Raw genomic sequence first — 18,098 nt, forward strand, 5'->3', positions numbered from 1 at the left:
CCGCTGCCGGGAGGAGGTGGCAGCGGGCTCGATTTCGAGTGTGGCGCGGGAGGAGGTGCACCCCACTCAGCGTCGGCATCGCATCTGGGAGGAGTAGATGGCCGACAACTGCAAATTAGGGGCTGCCCAATGATTCGGCAATCGTGGATCGTGCATAGCAGCTGTGCAGATTCGCTGTATCACCCGCGAAAGTTGCCGAGTGTGACCGAAAAAGCGCAGGCCAGCTTCACTGCACCGGGACGTTTTCCCTGAAGATCAGGCGCGGCTCGATGAACTTCCGCGTCAGATAGGGCGCCGAGGATGCAATCGAGCCGAGCAGGCGGATGACCGACTGCTCGGCGATCAGCCTGGCATTCTGGTCGATGACGACATCGAGCAGGTCGTCGACGAGATAGCCCCGCGTGTCCCTGGTGAGGTCGTGACAGATGAACACCGGCTTGCGGTTCGGCCTTAATTCCCGGATCGCCTTTGCAACGCCCGAATGTCCGGCTCCGACGCAATAGATGCCGAGCAGTTCGGGCTCGTTGTGCAGCGCCTTCATGGTCTCGGCATAGCTGACGTCGGGCTCGTCGTTGATCTCGACCGCGCTGCTGACGGTCAGGTTGGGAAACTCCTCGTTGAGCACCGAGCGGAAACCCATTTCGCGCTCTTCATGACCGCGATAGGAGCGCGAGCCGACGACCATCGCCAGATGGCCAGTGCGACCACCTAGGAAGCGTCCCATCAACAGCGCCGCGGTTCGTCCTGCCACCCGGTTGTCGATGCCGACATAGGCCGATCGCGGTGCGGCCGGGACATCCGATACCAGCGTGACCAGGCGCATGCCGGCGTCGACGATGTCGCGCAGGATGTTGCGTGTGCGCGGATGGTCGACGGCGATGACTCCGACGCCATTGGCCCGGAGCGAGAGGTTTTCGACGGCGGTCTGCAGCGCGTTCGGCGAGATTCCGGCGAGGTTGTGGATCCGGCACGAGGCGACAAGCGGCAGCCGCGCGGCGTAGTCCTCGATATGTCCGGCGAGATCGCGCATGAAGGCATTGCTGCCGATCGGCAGCAGGAATTCGAGATGGGCGGGCCGCGAGGGCAGCGTCACCTGATCGGCGACCGGCAGATAGCCGAGTTGCTTGGCGGCCTCCATGACGCGCTGGCGGTTGGCGGCGCTCGCACCTGGCCGGTTGTTGAGCACCCTGTCGACCGTTGCTGTCGACAGCCCGCAATTGCGGGCGATATCCGAGACGGTGGCTTTCATGCCCTAACCCTATGTCCCGATGCGATGCCGCGCCAGACGAGCGATGCGATTTGAGGTGACGGCTGATTGCCGCCCATCAGCCGGACAGTCATTCGGCCGCCTCGACAAGACGGCTGTCCCGGACTCAGTGCGATGGCTTGCCATCGGCGATGGCATCGCGGATTTCCTTGTCCGACATACCGGTGATGATCCGCTCGACTTCCGCCACGCTGGTCTTCTTCGGGTCGATGTCGTCGGCGACCACCTTGCCCCGGCGCATGACGACGATGCGGTCGACCACCTGGAAGACATGGTGGATGTTGTGGGCGATGAAGATGCAGGAATGACCGGAATCGCGGGCGTTGCGCACGAAGCTCAGCACGCCCTGTGTTTCGGCGACGCCGAGATTGTTGGTCGGCTCGTCGAGAATGATGAGGTCGCTGTCGAAATGCATGGCGCGCGCGATCGCCACCGCCTGCCGCTCGCCGCCGGAGAGCGAGCCGATCGGTGTCGTCGGCGGGATGTTCTTCGAGATGCCGACCTGCTTGAGCAGGTCGCGTGCGACCGTGTTCATGGCGTCCTGGTCCATCCGATTGAGGAAGCGCGGCGGCTTGATCGGCTCGCGTCCGAGGAACAAATTGCGGGCGATCGACAATTGCGTGACCAGTGCCGAGTCCTGATAGATCGTCTCGATGCCGTGGGCGATGGCGTCGCTGGTATTGCGCAAGCTCACCTTCTTGCCGCGGATGAAGATGTCGCCGCTGGTCAGCGGAACGGCGCCCGAGAGCACCTTGATCAGCGTCGACTTGCCGGCGCCATTGTCGCCGAGCAGGCCGACGATCTCCCGTTCATTGACATGGAAACTGGCGCCCTCGAGTGCCTGCACGCGGCCATAGGACTTGCGGATGTTCTGCATGCGGATCAGTGGCTCGGCCATGGTTCAAGTCCCTGCCTGATGCCGGCGTTCCAGCCATGAATGGAGCGCCATCATGCCAAGGATGATCGCACCGATGAAGATGTTGTAGGCAAGGCCGGGCACGCCGATCAACACAATGCCGTTGCGCATGACGCGCAGGATCAGGATGCCGAGCACGGTGCCGATGATCGTGCCGCGCCCGCCGGTCAACGCCGTGCCGCCGATCACCACCATGGCGATGACTTCGAGCTCATAGCCGGTGCCGCTGTTGGGGTTGGCGGCCGAGGTGCGCAGCGACGAGATGACGCCGGCAAGCGAGGCCATCAGCGATGACAGGACGAACAGGCCGATCTTGACGCCGCTGACATTGACGCCTCGGGCGCGCGCCGCATTGGGATTGCCGCCGGCCGCCTGGATCCAGTTGCCGGTGCGGCTTTGCGTCAGGACATAGCCGAGCGCGATGGCCGCGGCGATGAACCAGAACAGCGACATGTAGATGCGGAACGGTCCGATGAAGAAGTCGCCGACCAGCGCCTCCGCCAGCCAGCTGCCTTCGGCGCTCCAGGTGCGCTGCGGAAACCCGTCGGTGACGAAAAGGGCGGTGCCGCGCACCACCAGCAGCATGCCGAGCGTCACCAGGAAGGACGGGATCTTGAGCTGCGTGACGAACCAGCCATTGACCAGCCCGATGAAGGCGGCGACCAGCAGCGCCGCGACAAAGCCGACCTCCAGCGACGTGAGGCCGCTGTTGAACAGCGTCCACATCAGCACCGGCGAGAAGCCGAACAGCGAACCGACCGAAAGATCGAACTCGCCCGACGTCATCAACAGCGTCATCGCCAGAGCGATCAGGCCGAGTTCGACCGTGAAGGCCAGCGTGTTCGAAATGTTCTGCGGCGACAGGAAGTCGTGGTTGATGCTCCAGAAAACGGCGATCTCGATGACGAGCAGCACCAAGGGGCCGAATTCAGGCCGCGCGATCAGGTGTTGGATGAGCGAACGATTTTCCACGAGCAACCCGCGATAGGATTGGAAAGGCTGAGCCTTGCACAGCGAAGGGCTCGGCGAAAATGGAGAAGTCAGTCGCGACCGCCGGGGCAGTCGCGACTGTTTGAGTTTGGGATCTTATTTGCCGGAAAGGATCTTGTCGTAGACCGCGGCCGTATCCTTTTCGTAGAGCGCACCGGTGATCACGTTGAAGCCCGGAGGAATCCCGGCAGCGGCCATGTTGGCCAGGGAGAGGGCGACATAGCTGGTCGCCTGCGGGTCCTGCCACTGGCCGGCATTGACGTAGCCGTTCAGCACTTCCTGGGTGGTGTCGAGCGAGTTGCCCCAGCCGACGACCGGGATTTCACCCGGCTTGATGCCGACCTGGTCGAAGACCCGCTTGATCGAGCCGGTCACCAGGTCGCCAAGGCCGATTATCGCCTTGACCTTGGCCTTGTTGGCGGTGAGGTAGTCGACCATGCGGTTGATCACTTCGGCCTGGTCAAGCGTCGCCTCGGTGATCTCATAGGTGATGCCGAGCGGACCGAAGACGCTCTTGATGCCTTCCTCTTCCTGGACGCCATAGGTGGCCCCGGGAACCTCGACCGGCATCCAGACGAAGTCGCCTTTCTTCACCAGGCCCTTGTCGACCAGATACTGCGCCCAGTGCTTGCCGAAGGTGACGTTGTCACCGCCGACATAGGCGTTGAAATTGGCTTTGGGGTCTGGCGTGTTGAAGTTGATGATCGGGATGTTGGCCGCGCGGGCTTCCTTGACGATCTCGACAAGGCTGCCCGGATCGGGACTGGTGGTGACGATACCGTCGGCCTTGGCGGAGAGGGCGGCGCGAACCGCTTCCTGCTGCGAGGCCACGTCGCCATTGTGGAACGAGGTGTTGACGGTGTTGCCGGTGTCCTTGGCCCATTGCTTCGCGCCGGCCAGGAAGTAGGTCCAGACCGGGTCAGCCGGGCCGCCATGCGAAATCCAGTAGAAGGTCTTGGCCTGTGCCGCTGCCGGAACAATCGTCAGCGCCACCAACAGGCCATATAGAACGAGTCTTAGCCGTGTCAGCATTTGATTTCCTCCCGTTTGTAGATGGTCAGTTCCTTATCCGTCCCTTGTTCCGGCGACCGCCGGATCGCGTATTTGCCAGCGCCGGTTGGATGCGTCAGAGCATTCCCTTTTTCGACGGATGGCAAGCCTCCATCTGCAGATGTAGTGGGCGCCTGACGGGGCGCCATCAACGCTCCCATCAGATTGCATCAGTTGCGGTGGTTTTTCGCGGCGGTCGAAAGATTGGCGTCGACGATGCCGCCGGCGCCGACGTGGATCATTCCGGCAAGCTCAGCAATCGCGCCTATCGGCACCAGCGTGAGCCGCCGCGCCTTGGCGGTCGGAATGCCGCCATGGGTGGCGGCTTGCGAGCCGAGGCCGGCTAGATAAGCTTGGCCCCGGCCAACTCGCGCATCAGATGGCTGGTGCCGTAGGTCCAGTGCGGGCAGTCGGGCGACAGCCGTACCCGGTTGACCAGCGCGCCGAATTTCTCCGACGAGATCGTGACGATGTCGCCGACCTTGTGGGTGAAGCCCTTGCCCTTTTCGCCGCGATCCTTCGACGGCACGAACATGGTGCCGAGATAGAGCGCCAGCCCGTCGGGATATTGGTGGTGGGGGCCCATGGCGGCGGCAACCAGCTCTTCCGGCGAGCGGCTGATCTCGGCCATCGAGCTTGCGCCCTCCAGCGAGAACCCGTCCTCGCCTTCGACCTTCAGGCGCACGACGGCCCGCTTGACGTCATCGATCGAGAATGTGTCGTCGAACAGCCGGATGAAGGGGCCGAGGGCGGCCGAGGCATTGTTATCCTTGGCCTTGCCGAGCAGCAGCGCCGAACGCCCTTCGACGTCGCGCAGATTGACGTCGTTGCCGATGGTGGCGCCGACGATCCGGCCGCTGCCGGCGGCGATCATGGCGATCTCGGGCTCGGGGTTGTTCCAGGTCGACACCGGGTGCAGGCCGACATCGGCGCCGAAGCCGACCGAGGCCATCGGCTGGCACTTGGTGAAGATCTCGGCATCGGGACCGATGCCGACTTCCAGATATTGCGACCAGGCGCCGCGTGCGATGAGCTTGGCCTTGATCTCCATCGCTTCTGGCGAACCGGGCCTCAGCTTCGACAGATCGTGGCCGATCAGCCCGGCAATGTCGGCGCGGATGGCGTCGGCCTTTTCCGCCGATCCGCGCGCCTGTTCCTCGATCACCCGTTCGAGCAGGCTGACGACGAAGGTGACGCCCGAGGCCTTGACCGCCTGGAGGTCGACCGGGGACAGCAGATACGGCTTGTTCGCATCGCGCGTGGCCTCAAAACTGTTGGCGGCGACGGCGTCGAGTGAGCCGATCGGTTTGCCCTTGGCCGTCCGCACATGGCCGGCGGGATCAGGTATCCCGCAGACATCACGCACAGTCGGTGCCGTGCTCGACGTGATGTCGAGGACCGTGCCATCGCGCACCGTGACCACCATGGGATACGAGACATCGCTGCTCCTGGCGCGGCCGACAAAAAGACCTTCAGCGGGCACGTGCGTGGGGTTGGTCATGGCGTTCGGTCCTCTGAAATGATCGACAATGCGGGCCGGCCGCATCGGCGCGGCACTTTCACCGGATTCCGGTCAAAGGTCTATCCCGTTGGCTGCCAATCTGCATTGCCGTGTTCCATCGGCAAGTGCCTGGTCCGAACGGTCCGTTGGCGTTGGTCCAAATGTCAGGGCCGCAAATACTATTTCAAAACTGTGAAATTCTGACTAGAGTTTTCATTCATACCAGCCCATCCAGGTGACCCTTTGCCCGCACCGTTCTCCGATCCCGTCTGGCGCAAGCCGCAAGCGGCCTCCAGGTTTCAGTCGCTGTTTGCCGGCGGCGTACGTGCCGATGTCGTCATTGTCGGTGGCGGCATCATGGGTCTGTCGACGGCTTTGCATGCGGCCCGCTCTGGCATGTCCGTGCAGGTGCTGGAGGCCGGCGACATCGGCCGCGGCGCCTCGGGGCTCAATGGCGGGCAGGTCATTCCAGGCCTGAAATACGATCCGGAATGGCTGCTCGCGCATTTTGGCCCGGAGCGCGGCGAGGCGCTGGTCAATTTCGCCGCTTCGACCGCGGATGCGGTGTTCGAACTGATCCGGGATGAAAAGCTGGCGGTTCCCTTCGTCCGCAATGGCTGGATCCAGGCGGCGCACACCGAGGCCGCACTGAAGGCGGCGGCAAAACGTGACCGGCAATGGCGGGCGAGGGGCGCCGACGTCGAGCTTTTGAGTGAGGCCGAGATCGCGGCGATGACCGGCGCTCGAGGGTATCTCGGTGGCTGGCTCGACCGCCGCGCCGGTGTCATCGATCCGCTCGCTTACACATCGGAACTGGCCCGGGTCGCAGCGGCGGCTGGTGTCGGGATAGCGGAGCGCCAGAAGGTCGTAAAGCTCGTCAACGCCGGCGGCGTTTGGCGTGTTTCGACCGAAAGCGGCACTGAATTGCAGGCGAAGGCGGTCGTGCTGGCGACCAACGCCTATACGGATGGTTTGATCCCTGGCCTCGCCGAGACGATCGTGCCACTGCATTCCTTCCAGATCGCCACGGCACCGTTGACGCCCAAGCTGGCGGCCACGATCCTCCCGGAAGGGCAGGCCGTGTCGGATTCGCGTCGCATCCTCGTCTACTACCGCAAGAGCGCCGACGGCCGGCTGGTGCTCGGCGGGCGTGGCCGCGTGGCCTTGCCGACGAGCGCCAGTGACTGGGCGCATCTCGAGCGGGCGCTGCGGCGGCTCTATCCCTGCCTGTCCAACGTCGCCATCGAGAAGCGCTGGTTCGGTCGGGTGGCGATGACGCCCGATCACCTGCCGCACATCCACGAGCCGCAGCAAGGCCTTGTCGCCGTTGTCGGCTGCCAGGGCCGTGGCGTCGGCCTGATGACGGCGCTTGGCGAGCGCATTGCAACCTATCTTTCCGGTGGCGACGCCAGGCGACTGCCGTTTCCGCTCACGCCGATCCGGCCGATCCCGTTCCACGCCTTCCGGCAGGTCGGCGTTGCCGCAACCATCGCCTGGTATCGCCTGCTCGATGCGCTGGAGCATTGACGCAGCTTGCCAGCGGGATTCCGCTTGACAGTTTCATAAATATGAAAAATTCTTAGGCAATTTCAAAATTTCGGTGAGCAGGTCGATGTCGACCATTGTTGCAACGCAAACGCCAGAGGCCCGGTCTTCAACGGGCTTCCGGGTCGCGATGTTGCTGCCGGGCGCATTGGTCACCTTCCTGCTGATCCTGTTTGCCCTCGGCCTTGTGCTCTTCCTTGCCTTCCGCAACAACGACGGTTCGCTGCTCGGCACCGGTTTCAGCCTGGCGAATTTCGCCACCGTGCTGTCCGATCCGCTGTACTGGACGGTGACGATGCGCTCGCTGGTCATTGCCGCGCTGGTGACGCTGGCCACCGTCGTCACCGCCTATCCCGTTGCCTACTACCTTGCCTTCCATGCGGGACGGCGGCGCGGCCTGCTGCTTTTCCTGGTGACGTTGCCGTTCTGGACCAGCTATCTCCTGCGCGTCTTCGCCTGGAAGATCGTGCTCGCCTACAACGGCGTCTTGAACTCGGCGCTGATCGAAAGCGGCATCTGGTCCGAGCCGACATTGGCCTTTCTCAACACGCCGGCCGCTGTCGTCGTCACGCTCGCCCACGCCTATGCGCCGTTCGCCATCCTGCCGATCTATGTGGCGCTGGACACCATCCCGAAGTCGCTGATCGAGGCCGCTTCCGATCTCGGCGCCAGACCCTTCACCTCTTTCCGCCGGGTCGTGCTGCCCAATTCGATGCCCGGCGTGCTGGCGGCCGCACTTGTCGTCTTCGTGCCGACGGTCGGCGACTATGTCACGCCAGCGCTCGTCGGCGGCCCGGCCAGCACCATGATCGGTACGCTGATCCAGGCCGAGTTCGGCAAGGCCAACGACTGGCCGTTTGGCGCCGCACTCGCCGTCGCCGTCATGCTGGTCATCCTTGCCGTGGTGCTGGTCGCACGCTTCACGGACCGCAGATTTGGCAGCCGCACATGAACATCGCGCACACGCAGGGTGGCGGCCGCTGGCTTGGCGTCTATGTCATCGCCTACCTGGTCTTTCTCTATTTGCCGGTGCTGCTGATCCCGCTGTTTTCCTTCAACAACTCGATCCAGGCAGCATTTCCGCTGCAGGGCTTCACCTTGCAATGGTACGCAACGCTCTACGGCAATTCGGTGCTGTCCGGCGCGCTCGTCAACAGCCTCGTCATCGCTGCGATTGCCGCCACGGGGGCAACGCTGTGCGGCATCACCGTGTCCTACATGGATCTCTATGGTCGCTCGCCGCTGGCCGCCACTATCAGCGCCGTCGCGCGGCTGCCGATCCTCATCCCGGGTGTCATCGTCGGCATATCGCTGCTGATCCTCATCAACCTCATCGGTCTCGGGCCGTCGCGCATTGCCATCGTTCTCGGCCACATACTGGTGGCGCTGCCAACGACGGTGGTGATCATGCGCAGCCGCTTTGCTGCTATTCCGAAAACCATTCGCGAGGCGGCACTCGACCTCGGCGCTTCCGACTGGACGACCTTCCGGCGGGTGATGCTGCCGCTCAGCCTGCCGGCCATCGTCTCGGCCTTCATGCTGGCCTTCCTGATCTCCTTCGACGAGTTCATCGTCGTCTTCTTCCTCGCCGGCACCGAGCCGACGCTGCCGCTCTACATCTGGAGCCAGCTTCGGTTCCCGAAATCGCTGCCGACCGTCATGGCGCTGGGCACGTCGATCCTGGCCGTCTCCTTCGTCATTGCTGCAATCGCCGAAATCCTGCGCCATCGCGGCCTGTCCGCGGCGGCGCCACGACCCGCGGATCCATCACAACCAAAACAAACCAAGAGAGGAGAACTGCAATGGCATTCGACCTGATATCTGGAAAGATGGCCCGGACCGGCCTGGTCGCCCTGGCTTTGGCGCTGTCGTCGACCGTGGCTTTCGCCGGCGACAAGCTGCAATATTTCACCTGGTCGGGTTATGAATTGCCCGACTTCAACAAGAGCTTCCTTGCCGCGCATCCCGATGGCGTCGAGGCCTCCATCTTCGGTGACGATGATGACGCCTTCACCAAGGTCAAGGCCGGCTTCCGCCCCGACATCGCCCATCCCTGCTACGACAAGGTGGCGCGCTGGAACAAGGAAGGCCTGCTGCAGCCGATCGACACCAAGCGCATCAAGAACTGGGATTCGATCTTCCCGGTGTTCAAGAACCTGCCCGACCTGCAGGCCGGTGACGGCAAGGTCTGGATGGTGCCGTGGGACTGGGGCAACACCTCGATCCTCTACCGCACCGATCTGGTGAAGAACCCGGAAGCGAGCTGGAACCTTCTGTGGGACAAGCAGTATGCCGGTCGCATGGCGACCATCGACGCCGTGCATGACACGCCGATCGTTGCGGCACTTCTGGCCGGCGTCAATCCGTTCGACATGACGCCGGAGCAAATGGACAAGGTGGCGGAGAAGCTGCGCGAGCAGCGTCCGCTGCTCTCCAACTACACCACCGACATGACCTCGGTCGAACAGGCGCTGGCCAGCGGCCAGCTGGTCGCCGCCATGACCTGGAACGCGTCGGCCACCTCGCTGAAGAAGCAAGGGGTGCCGGTCGAGTTCATGAAGCCGAAGGAGGGCATGCTGACCTGGTCCTGCGGCTTCGTCGTGCTCAAGGACGCCAAGAATGTCGATCTCGCCTACGATTTCATCAACAGCCGGCTGGACGCCGACTCGGGCAAATACCTGATCGAGTCCTATGGCTATGGTAGCTCACTGAGCTCTGCCTTTGCTACCGTGCCGAAGGAGGAGTTGGAAAAGCTGCAGCTGCCGTCCGACCCGGAGGTGATGCTGAAGACCACCATCTTCACCGGACCGATGAAACAGAATGACGAACTCGCCAAGATGTTCGAAAAGGTCAAGGCAGGCGGCTGAGCCTGGTTCTTCCTTCTCCCCTTGTGGGAGAAGGTGTCGCCGAAGGCGACGGATGAGGGGTGTTCCAGCTTGGCAAAGACGGTGATCCGTCCAACACCCCTCATCCGTCTCTGCGCTGCGCGCCGATCCACCTTCTCCCACAAGGGGAGAAGGGAAGCCCAGCAAGCGCCCCGCCCAAAAGTTGACTGCAACGAGGACGAATGCATGGACATGCTGGACGAAGCGGCTGAAAAGCCGAAGGACGATGCCGATGTGCGGGTTGGCCGGCGCGTGCGGGCGCTGCGGCTTGAGCGCAACCTGTCGCTGGCCGATCTGGCCGCCAGGGCCGGCGTGTCGATCGGCGCGCTCAGCCAGATCGAGCGCGGCATGTCCTCGCTACGCGTCAAGGTGATCTGGCCGCTCGCGGCCGCCCTCGATATCGAGCCGTCGGCGCTGATCGCCGACGGCAACGATGCCGTTAGCGATCTCTATTGCGTGCGTGCCAACAGCCGCCGCGCCATTCCGGTCAAATCTGAAGGCATCGCCAAGGTGCTGCTGTCGCCGCCGGGTGCGACGCTGACCGGCATGCTGGTGTCGGTGGAAGCAGGCGGCGGCACCGCGGAGGCCTATGCCCATGCCGGCCATGAATTCGGCTTCGTCGTTTCGGGTGAGGTCGAACTGGTGGTGGATTCGACGAACTATGTGCTGAAGACCGGCGACAGTTTTGCGTTCAAGAGCACGCTTTTGCATGCCTTTCGCAATCCGGGCGCCGAGCGCTGCCAAATCCTTTGGGTCAACACCACCAAGCCGTCCGAGGTGCGCGATGGCGCCTGATCCTCTTGTCCGGCTGCAGGCGGTCTCGAAGATCTTTCCCGGCGGCATCGTCGGCATCGACGCCGTCGATCTCGACATCGTCCGCGGCGAGTTTCTCACCCTGCTTGGGCCGTCGGGCTGCGGCAAGACCACCAGCCTGCGCGTCATCGCCGGCTTCGAAAGCCCGTCGAGCGGCAAGGTTCTGCTCGACGGCCGTGATATCACTGCACTCAGGCCCTACGACCGGCCAGTCAACACCGTGTTCCAGGATTACGCGTTGTTTCCGCATATGAACGTTGCCGAAAATGTCGGCTTCGGCCTGTCCTTGCGAAAACTTTCCGGCGCCGAGCAGGCAGAGCGCGTCGGCGAAGCCCTCGATATGGTTGGTCTGGCCGACAAGCTCGGCGCCCGCGTCTCCGAACTGTCGGGCGGCCAGCGCCAGCGCGTCGCGCTCGCCCGTGCCATCGTCTGCGAGCCGCGCGTGCTCTTGCTCGACGAGCCGCTGTCGGCGCTCGACGCGCATCTGCGCGAACAGATGCAGGTCGAGTTGAAGCGGCTGCAGTCGCGGCTCGGCACCACCTTCGTCATGGTCACCCACGACCAGACCGAAGCGCTGTCGATCTCCGATCGCATCGTCGTCATGAACAAGGGCCGCATCGAGCAGATCGCGCCGCCGGCAACGCTCTACGACCGGCCCGCGACCACATTCGTCGCCAGTTTCATCGGTACCATGAACCTTTTGCAGTCGCGTTTTATCGGGCGCGACGGCGATCGCTTGCGGTTCGCCGCCGGTGCCTTGCCGCTCGAAGCGACCTCCGAAACCGGCGAAGCTCCGGCCGAGGGCACTATCCGCACTGTCGGCGTGCGGCCCGAGGATTTGCTCGCGGCCACCGAGGCGGCACCCGGTACGGCGCCAGCGCGCGTCAACAGCATCGTCTTTCACGGCCGCACGTTGCGCCTGCATGCCGAACTGGGGCAGGGCGCGCCTGTTGTCATCGACGCGCCGCGCCAGGCCGATGGTTTTCAATTCAGCGTCGGCGATGTGGCGCATATCAGCCTGCGCCGCGGCGCCAACTGCCCTATGCTGCCGGGCTAGTTTCACCGTCGTTCCAGAACCGGAGCACCGGGGGTGAGCAGTCATCTGGACTGCTTCACCGACGGCAAATGGGTGGCACCCGTGGTATCGGAGGCGCTTGATGTGATCTCCATCCACCGAAGAGGCCTACACCAGATCTCCGTCAGCTCGAAGGGCCGATGTCGACAAGGCCGTGGCCGCCATTCCTCGAGGTCAACGGCATCGTCGGCTACGGGGCGTAGGCGTGGAAATTCCACGCTTGACTCGAAGTTAGGTTCCTGTTTTGTTCTACGTAATACAAGGCAAGAGCGTACTTCTGCGGGCGTATGCGTATGTATCTGCAAGGCGAATTCGACTTCGGCATTCCAAAGCCGTCATGGTGGCCTAAACGGCCGGCCGCTGAGGGCGATGTGATCCGCCGATCGCTCCCTCAAATCGTCGTCACATACCCCGCGCGATATCATCATCCTGACATCGCTTGTCAGCTACCAAGCGCATCAATGATGGCAGGCCAACAGGCTGTCCCCTAGTTGCAATGCGTCTGAACAGGAGGAACACAAATGACCATCGCGGATATTGCCAAGGATTTCACCGAACTCCTACAGCAAGGCGACCACCACGGTGCCGCCGAGAAATACAATGCCGACGAAATCGTCAGCTACGAAGCCATGGAGGGACCGATGGCCGTCTCGCATGGCAAGGAGGCCCTCAAGCAGAAGGGCCAGTGGTGGCAAGAGAACCACGAAGTCCATGGCGGCTCGGTCGAAGGCCCCTATGTCAACGGCGACCAGTTCGCAGTGCGCTTCAAGTTCGACATAACGCCCAAGGCTACGGGCGAGCGTGTCACCATGGATGAGGTCGGCGTGTACACGGTCAAGAACGGCAAGATCACCGAAGAGCGCTTCTACTATTGAGGCCGGAAATAATACCGGACTCCGGGAGCCTGCTCGCTTCGCGGCAGGCTTGAAAATAAGCATGGCGGCCGGGACGATAGCCCGGCCGCATGTGAGAGTTCAAATCGTCTTCACGTACTCTGCCAGTTGATCCGCCACCGTGCCCCAGCCATCGAAGAAGCCCATCTCTTCATGGTTCTTGCGGGTCGCTTCGTCGCGGTGGATGGCGGTGGCGGTGTAGCGCGTACCCTTGCCGTCCGGCTGCAAGGAAATGACCGCGGTGATGAACGGCTCCCCTGACGGCCGATAACCCGGCAGCAGCGCATCCGTCCACACCAACCTCTCGTTCGGCACGATTTCCAGATAGCAGCAATGGCGGTCGCTGACCTCCTTGCCGTCAGGCGACTGCATGCGCGTGCGAAACAGCCCGCCCGGCCTGAGGTCGATCTCGCAGTCAGTGACCATCCATGGCTTCGGCGTGAACCATTGCTTGACATGGGCAGGGGTCGTCCAGGCCTTCCACAACAACTCGCGCGGCGCATCGACGACACGCTCCAGCACGAGGTCCAGCCTGGGATCCGGCTTGAACGGATAGCTCATGCGTCTTTCTTCTTCAGGGTCATCACATAGGCGTCGAACTGGTCGAGGCGGCGCTCCCAGAGCGTGCGCTGTTCGGCCAGCCAGTTTTCGGCGAGCTTCAGCGGCTCGGGCGCCAGTTGATAGGTTCGGACCCGGCCAGTCTTTTCCGAGCGCACCAGTCCGCAGCCTTCGAGGACCCTGAGATGCTCGATGAACGAGGGCAGGGCCATGTCGAAGGGCTGCGCAAGTTCGCTGACCGAGGCGGGGCTGCGGTTCAACCGCTCGACCACGCGTCGCCGCGTCGGGTCCGACAGGGCGCGAAAAATGCCGTCGATCGGTGGCGGTGTTTGTGTCGCGGATTGCAGACTTGTCATGGCGATCACCGCTCGACACGATAAGTGAGCACCACGGCGCCGTTGGCGAAGGAGCGTGTGTCGACCAACCTGAGGTCCGCCGCGTCCTCGGTCCTGTAGAAAAGCTGCGCGCCGCTGCCGAGTATGACCGGGAACACCATCAGCCGGTATTCGTCGACAAGGTCGTGCTGCTTGAGCGCATTGACCAGCGTGCGGCTGCCGCCAACGACGATATCGCCTTTCAGATCCTGCTTGAGTTTGCGGATCGCGGCCATCGGTTCGCCTTGAAGGACCGTCGTGTTGTTCCAGGCCGGGGTCTTCACCGTCGTCGACACCACATATTTCGGCATGCTGTTCATCCGGTCCGCAAAGGCGCCTTTGTAAGTCGGCCAGGCGTCGGCGAAGCTTTCATAGGTCACCCGGCCGATCAGCAGCGCTTCGTGGTCCAGTACCTCTTGGAATTTGTACTCGATCTGTCCGGCCTCGTGCCGTTTGCCGACCCAGTTGGTGTGCCGGTAGCCCGGCTCGCCTCCCGGCGCTTCCATCACGCCATCGATGGAGATGAATTCCGATACAACGATCCTGGCCATGGTCATTCCTTTCCGGCTTTGGCTTTTACTTAGGAAAATTCCTTAGTGTTGGCAACAGCCAAAATTCGAAGGATGCCAACCAGGGGTGCTGGCAAAGCGGGAAGGGCGGTTCTAGGCTGGGAGCGGATTCGACTGTCAGTTTGGGGAAGTGCGCTTGACGATCACGATGTACGGCATCACCACCTGCGACACGATCAGGAAGGCACGCGTCTGGCTGGAAGGTCATGATGTGCCCTATCGTTTTCACGACTACAGGGTGGAAGGGCTGGAGGCGAAGCGGCTGGATGGCTGGGTCGGCAAGGTTGGCTGGGAAATTCTGCTCAACAAGGCAAGCACGACCTTTCGCGAATTGGCCGACACGGACAAGCAGAACCTCGACGAGAAGAAGGCCAAGGCGCTCATGCTGGCCAAGCCGACCATGATCAAGCGGCCGGTGCTGGACCTAGGCGACAGGATTCTGGTCGGCTTCAAGCCGGATGGTTATCAGCAGGCGGTGGGCGGGTTGGAGTAGCAGGCCGGCGAAGCTGCCGATCTCCCCCCTTGCGGGGGAGATGGCCGGCAGGCCAGAGGGGGGTGGGAAGGATCGCCAACCGTTGGTTGTTCCAAAATCGAACTTGTCTCAGGCATCTCCCCCGCAAGTGGGGAGATCGGCCAATCGCCACCGTTGCAGGGAATAGGCGCCCTTCAATCCGACTTTCTGAGATACGCCGCCAGCGCCACCGCATTGTTGTGCGCCTCGTCATGCGCACCATAGAGCAGCGTGACCTTTCCGGTGTCGAGCAGCGCACGCAACTGCCCGACCGCCTCTGCATTCCCGTCCAGCTCAGCCCGATATCGCTTCTGAAACTCCGCCCAGCGCTCCGGCGCATGGCCGAACCATCCGCGCAAGCCATCGCTCGGTGCGATCTCCCTCAGCCATAGCGCCAACACGGCCTCTTGCTTACTGACGCCGCGTGGCCAGATCCGGTCGACCAGAACCCGTTGCCCATCGTCGGGCGCCGGCGGCTCGTAGATCCGCTTGACCGCCAGGTCGAAGGCCATCCGACGCTCCTCAAGTGCCTGTCAGGTCCATTCGCCCTTGCACATCACCGGCACACGGGCGCCATCCTTGTGGACGCCATCTATGTCGATCTTGTCCGAGCCGATCATCCAGTCGATGTGGATGAAACTCTTGTTGCCGCCGCGTGCGGCGATTTCGTCCTGGCTGAGCGAGGCGCCGTCGACGAAACACTTCGAATAGCATTGGCCGAGTGCGATGTGGCAGGCGGCGTTCTCGTCGAACAGCGTGTTGAAGAACAACAGGCCGCTGGCCGCGATCGGCGAGGAATGCGGCACCAGCGCCACCTCGCCGAGACGGCGCGCGCCCTCGTCGGTGTCGAGCACCTTCTTCAGCACGTCCTCGCCCTTCGAAGCCTTCGCCTCGACCATCCGGCCCTCCTCGAAACGCACCGAGATCTCGTCGATCAGCGTGCCTTGGTAGGACAGCGGCTTGGTCGAGGAGACATGGCCCTCAACGCGCCTGGCATGCGGCGTGGTGAAGACTTCCTCGGTCGGGATGTTCGGGTTGCAGGTGATGCCGTTCTTGGCGGTCGAGGCGCCGCCCATCCATTCGTGGCCGTCCGCCAACCCGACGGTCAGGTCGGTGCCCGGCCCGGTGAAATGCAGCGCATGGAAATTGTGGCCGTTGAGCCATTCGGTGCGGCCACGAAGTGCTGCATTGTGCGCCTTCCAGTTGCCGATCGGGTCTTCGACGTCCACCCGCGACGCCGCAAAGATGGCGTCGGCGAGCTTCGCCACGGCAACGTCGTCGGCATCATCTGGGAAGACCTGCCTGGCCCAGGCGAGATCCGGGTAGGCGACGATGTTCCAATTGATGTCGAAGCCGGTGATCTTCTCCAGTGCCGGCTGATAGGCCATCGAATTCGCCTTGTTGGCGCGCGCCACTTTCGCCGGATCCTGCGCCGACAACAGCGACGGATCCTCGCCGCGTACGGCAAGCCGCGCCGCATTGTTGGCGAAGGCCTTCGCCATGCCTTCATAAAGCCAGCCGGCGGCCCGGTCGAAACTGGCATCGGCGCCGAAGCGATAGCGCGCCAGCGTCATCTCGTCGTCGTTGAAGATCGGCGTCACCAGCCCGGCGCCGGCCTTGTAGGCATGCTCGACGATCCGTCTGGTCAGCGGCAGCGCCGCGATCGACGACGTCAGCACCAGGTCCTGTCCGGGTTGCAACTGCAGCCCGACCTTGATGGCGACTTCCGCCAGCCTGTCGAGCTTCACCGGGTCTATCGATGCGGCAACGCCGCGCGAATGTGTGGTCATGATCCTGCCTGCCGTAGTTTGATGTCTCACTCTACATAGACCGGTGGCACGGTGCTTTCCACCGCGATCCCACCGGTGGGTGCGGTGGCCGCATTCGGCGACCCGAACTGTGCCATCGTCGCCTCGATCTCTTCCTTGATCCAGACCTTGAAATCCCGGACCTTGCGGTTTTCGGCCTTGGCCGAGGAGGTCACCAGCCAATAGCCGAGGCCGCTCTGGGCGCGGATCCCGAACGGCGCCACGAGCCGGCCGTCGGCCAGCGCATCGGCGGTGAGCAATTGCCAGCCGAGCATCACGCCATGGCCGGCAATCGCCGATTCAAGGCACAGCATCGGATCGGTGAAGCGCGCGCCCTTCAGGAAGGTGACCGGTGGAACGCCGGCTGCCTCGAACCAGCTTTCCCAATTGATCATGGCCCGTTCGTCGGTGATGGCGCAGGTCTGGGCAAGATCCTCGATCGATTTCAGTTTCCCGGCGATCGCCGGGGCGCAGACCGGAAAGACTTCCTGGGCCAAAAGCAGTTCCGCCCTCCCGCCCGGCCATTTGCCGTCGCCGAGCCGGATGGCAATATCGATGTCGGAATGGTCGAGATCGGCCAGCCGCACCGAAGCATCGATGCGCAAAAGCACGTTGGGATGCCGCGCAAAGTGACGCGACAGCCGCGGCAGCAGCCACTTCGAGGCAAAGGCCGGCGCCACCGAAACCACCAATGTGCATTGCGTCGCCTCGTCGGCCAGCGCCACGGCGTGGGCAAGCTCGCGAAACCCCGCACCGAGGCGGGCCGAGAAGGCAGCGCCGAACTCGGTCAGCACGAGACCGCTCGCCGTTCGCTCGAACAGCGCCTGGCCGAGCTGCTTCTCGGTGCGGCTGATCTGCTGGCTGACGGCGCTGACGGAAACGTTGAGTTCTCCGGCGGCCGCCGCGAGCGAGCCGAGACGGGCGACGGTTTCGACGGCGCGAAGCCCGTTGAGATGGACGCGATTGAGCATGGCCATTTGAGTTTTTCTAAACCGATCCGGCTGAAATCTCAATTGAAAGACACATCGGAACGGCACATTTTACGGAGGGAGCCAGACCCGTGGAGCCAAAAATGCTGAGCATGTTGTCATCGCTGAAGATCTTTTTCTCGACCCATGCTCCGCAAGAGCCAAGCCGCGAGAGCGTGACGCAGAGATGGCTGACCGATCCGCTTTCGCATCCTGTGCTCAACACCATGTCGGAGCGCGAATTGGGTGATGTGCCGTTCAGGCTGACGGCGCTCCGCACGGTGCACGAGACTGCTTCATTGCATGCGGGTTTCGGTGGACGCTGCTAAACGGACGCCTCGCTTTCCGGCTTAAGCAAAAGTCGAGGCGAGCGCC

The 18,098-nt window shown here is 63.1% G+C and carries 21 protein-coding genes; 10 read left to right on the forward strand and 11 right to left on the reverse strand.

From position 1 onward, the window contains the following. Positions 1-226: 226 nt before the first annotated feature. The 4 genes from CGZ66_RS38195 to CGZ66_RS38210 all read right to left on the reverse strand — a co-directional run bounded on the left by CGZ66_RS38195 (position 227) and on the right by CGZ66_RS38210 (position 4,205). Positions 227-1,249, reverse strand: a complete 1,023-nt coding sequence (locus CGZ66_RS38195; protein WP_095091862.1) for a LacI family DNA-binding transcriptional regulator — start codon at positions 1,247-1,249, stop codon at positions 227-229. A gap of 124 nt (positions 1,250-1,373) precedes the next feature. Further along, positions 1,374-2,165 (reverse strand): ATP-binding cassette domain-containing protein, encoded by a 792-nt coding sequence (locus CGZ66_RS38200; protein ID WP_095091863.1) that lies wholly within the window; start codon positions 2,163-2,165, stop codon positions 1,374-1,376. A 3-nt stretch (positions 2,166-2,168) separates the two neighbouring features. Beyond that, positions 2,169-3,155: an ABC transporter permease gene (locus CGZ66_RS38205; RefSeq protein WP_095091975.1), complete on the reverse strand. Its 987-nt coding sequence runs from the start codon at positions 3,153-3,155 to the stop codon at positions 2,169-2,171. A 114-nt stretch (positions 3,156-3,269) separates the two neighbouring features. Then, positions 3,270-4,205: a substrate-binding domain-containing protein gene (locus CGZ66_RS38210; protein WP_095091864.1), complete on the reverse strand. Its 936-nt coding sequence runs from the start codon at positions 4,203-4,205 to the stop codon at positions 3,270-3,272. A 197-nt stretch (positions 4,206-4,402) separates the two neighbouring features. Between CGZ66_RS38210 and CGZ66_RS40240 the strand changes: the two genes are divergently transcribed. Further along, on the forward strand, positions 4,403-4,570 hold the full coding sequence (locus tag CGZ66_RS40240) for a hypothetical protein (protein WP_167392421.1): 168 nt from the start codon (positions 4,403-4,405) through the stop codon (positions 4,568-4,570). On the opposite strand, the gene CGZ66_RS38215 is transcribed toward CGZ66_RS40240, so the two are convergent. Then, positions 4,567-5,724 (reverse strand): fumarylacetoacetate hydrolase family protein, encoded by a 1,158-nt coding sequence (locus CGZ66_RS38215; protein ID WP_095091976.1) that lies wholly within the window; start codon positions 5,722-5,724, stop codon positions 4,567-4,569. The two genes, CGZ66_RS40240 and CGZ66_RS38215, sit on opposite strands and share 4 nt — an antisense overlap. 243 nt (positions 5,725-5,967) lie before the next feature. On the opposite strand from CGZ66_RS38215, the gene CGZ66_RS38220 reads away from it, so the two are divergent. From CGZ66_RS38220 to CGZ66_RS38250, 7 genes are all read left to right on the forward strand, one after another. Next, on the forward strand, positions 5,968-7,251 hold the full coding sequence (locus CGZ66_RS38220; protein ID WP_095091865.1) for an NAD(P)/FAD-dependent oxidoreductase: 1,284 nt from the start codon (positions 5,968-5,970) through the stop codon (positions 7,249-7,251). 85 nt (positions 7,252-7,336) lie between these two features. Next, positions 7,337-8,221, forward strand: coding sequence for an ABC transporter permease (locus tag CGZ66_RS38225; RefSeq protein ID WP_095091866.1), 885 nt, complete (start codon positions 7,337-7,339; stop codon positions 8,219-8,221). After that, the gene (locus tag CGZ66_RS38230; protein ID WP_095091867.1) at positions 8,218-9,087 is read left to right on the forward strand and encodes an ABC transporter permease; all 870 of its coding nucleotides are present in this window, start codon (positions 8,218-8,220) and stop codon (positions 9,085-9,087) included. Before CGZ66_RS38225 ends, CGZ66_RS38230 begins: the two co-directional genes overlap by 4 nt. Next, entirely contained in the window at positions 9,072-10,136 is a 1,065-nt protein-coding gene (locus CGZ66_RS38235; RefSeq protein WP_095091868.1) for an ABC transporter substrate-binding protein, read from the forward strand. Before CGZ66_RS38230 ends, CGZ66_RS38235 begins: the two co-directional genes overlap by 16 nt. Before the next feature lie 204 nt (positions 10,137-10,340). Beyond that, complete coding sequence (locus tag CGZ66_RS38240; protein WP_095091869.1) at positions 10,341-10,949, forward strand: cupin domain-containing protein; 609 nt, start codon at positions 10,341-10,343, stop codon at positions 10,947-10,949. Beyond that, complete coding sequence (locus CGZ66_RS38245) at positions 10,939-12,024, forward strand: ABC transporter ATP-binding protein (protein WP_095091870.1); 1,086 nt, start codon at positions 10,939-10,941, stop codon at positions 12,022-12,024. Before CGZ66_RS38240 ends, CGZ66_RS38245 begins: the two co-directional genes overlap by 11 nt. A gap of 539 nt (positions 12,025-12,563) precedes the next feature. Continuing rightward, positions 12,564-12,917 (forward strand): nuclear transport factor 2 family protein, encoded by a 354-nt coding sequence (locus tag CGZ66_RS38250; protein WP_095091871.1) that lies wholly within the window; start codon positions 12,564-12,566, stop codon positions 12,915-12,917. A gap of 99 nt (positions 12,918-13,016) precedes the next feature. On the opposite strand, the gene CGZ66_RS38255 is transcribed toward CGZ66_RS38250, so the two are convergent. From CGZ66_RS38255 to CGZ66_RS38265, 3 genes are read right to left on the reverse strand one after another with little or no spacing between them, the layout of a single operon-like run. After that, entirely contained in the window at positions 13,017-13,496 is a 480-nt protein-coding gene (locus CGZ66_RS38255) for an SRPBCC family protein (protein WP_095091872.1), read from the reverse strand. Beyond that, positions 13,493-13,849, reverse strand: a complete 357-nt coding sequence (locus CGZ66_RS38260) for an ArsR/SmtB family transcription factor (protein WP_095091873.1) — start codon at positions 13,847-13,849, stop codon at positions 13,493-13,495. Before CGZ66_RS38260 ends, CGZ66_RS38255 begins: the two co-directional genes overlap by 4 nt. Before the next feature lie 5 nt (positions 13,850-13,854). Further along, positions 13,855-14,418 (reverse strand): dihydrofolate reductase family protein, encoded by a 564-nt coding sequence (locus CGZ66_RS38265; RefSeq protein ID WP_095091977.1) that lies wholly within the window; start codon positions 14,416-14,418, stop codon positions 13,855-13,857. Positions 14,419-14,572: 154 nt separating this feature from the next. Between CGZ66_RS38265 and CGZ66_RS38270 the strand changes: the two genes are divergently transcribed. Continuing rightward, positions 14,573-14,929, forward strand: coding sequence for an ArsC family reductase (locus tag CGZ66_RS38270; protein ID WP_095091978.1), 357 nt, complete (start codon positions 14,573-14,575; stop codon positions 14,927-14,929). A 173-nt stretch (positions 14,930-15,102) separates the two neighbouring features. On the opposite strand, the gene CGZ66_RS38275 is transcribed toward CGZ66_RS38270, so the two are convergent. The 3 genes from CGZ66_RS38275 to CGZ66_RS38285 are packed head-to-tail and all read right to left on the reverse strand — an operon-like array spanning position 15,103 to position 17,732. Continuing rightward, on the reverse strand, positions 15,103-15,459 hold the full coding sequence (locus CGZ66_RS38275; protein ID WP_095091874.1) for a DUF488 domain-containing protein: 357 nt from the start codon (positions 15,457-15,459) through the stop codon (positions 15,103-15,105). Positions 15,460-15,480: 21 nt separating this feature from the next. Continuing rightward, complete coding sequence (locus CGZ66_RS38280) at positions 15,481-16,737, reverse strand: aminopeptidase (protein ID WP_095091875.1); 1,257 nt, start codon at positions 16,735-16,737, stop codon at positions 15,481-15,483. Positions 16,738-16,763: 26 nt separating this feature from the next. Further along, the gene (locus CGZ66_RS38285; RefSeq protein ID WP_095091876.1) at positions 16,764-17,732 is read right to left on the reverse strand and encodes a LysR substrate-binding domain-containing protein; all 969 of its coding nucleotides are present in this window, start codon (positions 17,730-17,732) and stop codon (positions 16,764-16,766) included. Between the two features lie 95 nt (positions 17,733-17,827). Here CGZ66_RS38285 and CGZ66_RS38290 point away from each other — a divergent pair, with 95 nt between their 5' ends. Continuing rightward, positions 17,828-18,052: a hypothetical protein gene (locus CGZ66_RS38290; RefSeq protein ID WP_095091877.1), complete on the forward strand. Its 225-nt coding sequence runs from the start codon at positions 17,828-17,830 to the stop codon at positions 18,050-18,052. Positions 18,053-18,098 lie beyond the last annotated feature (46 nt).

It is taken from the genome of Mesorhizobium sophorae (assembly GCF_002270415.1).
GTDB classification, from domain to species: domain Bacteria; phylum Pseudomonadota; class Alphaproteobacteria; order Rhizobiales; family Rhizobiaceae; genus Mesorhizobium; species Mesorhizobium sophorae.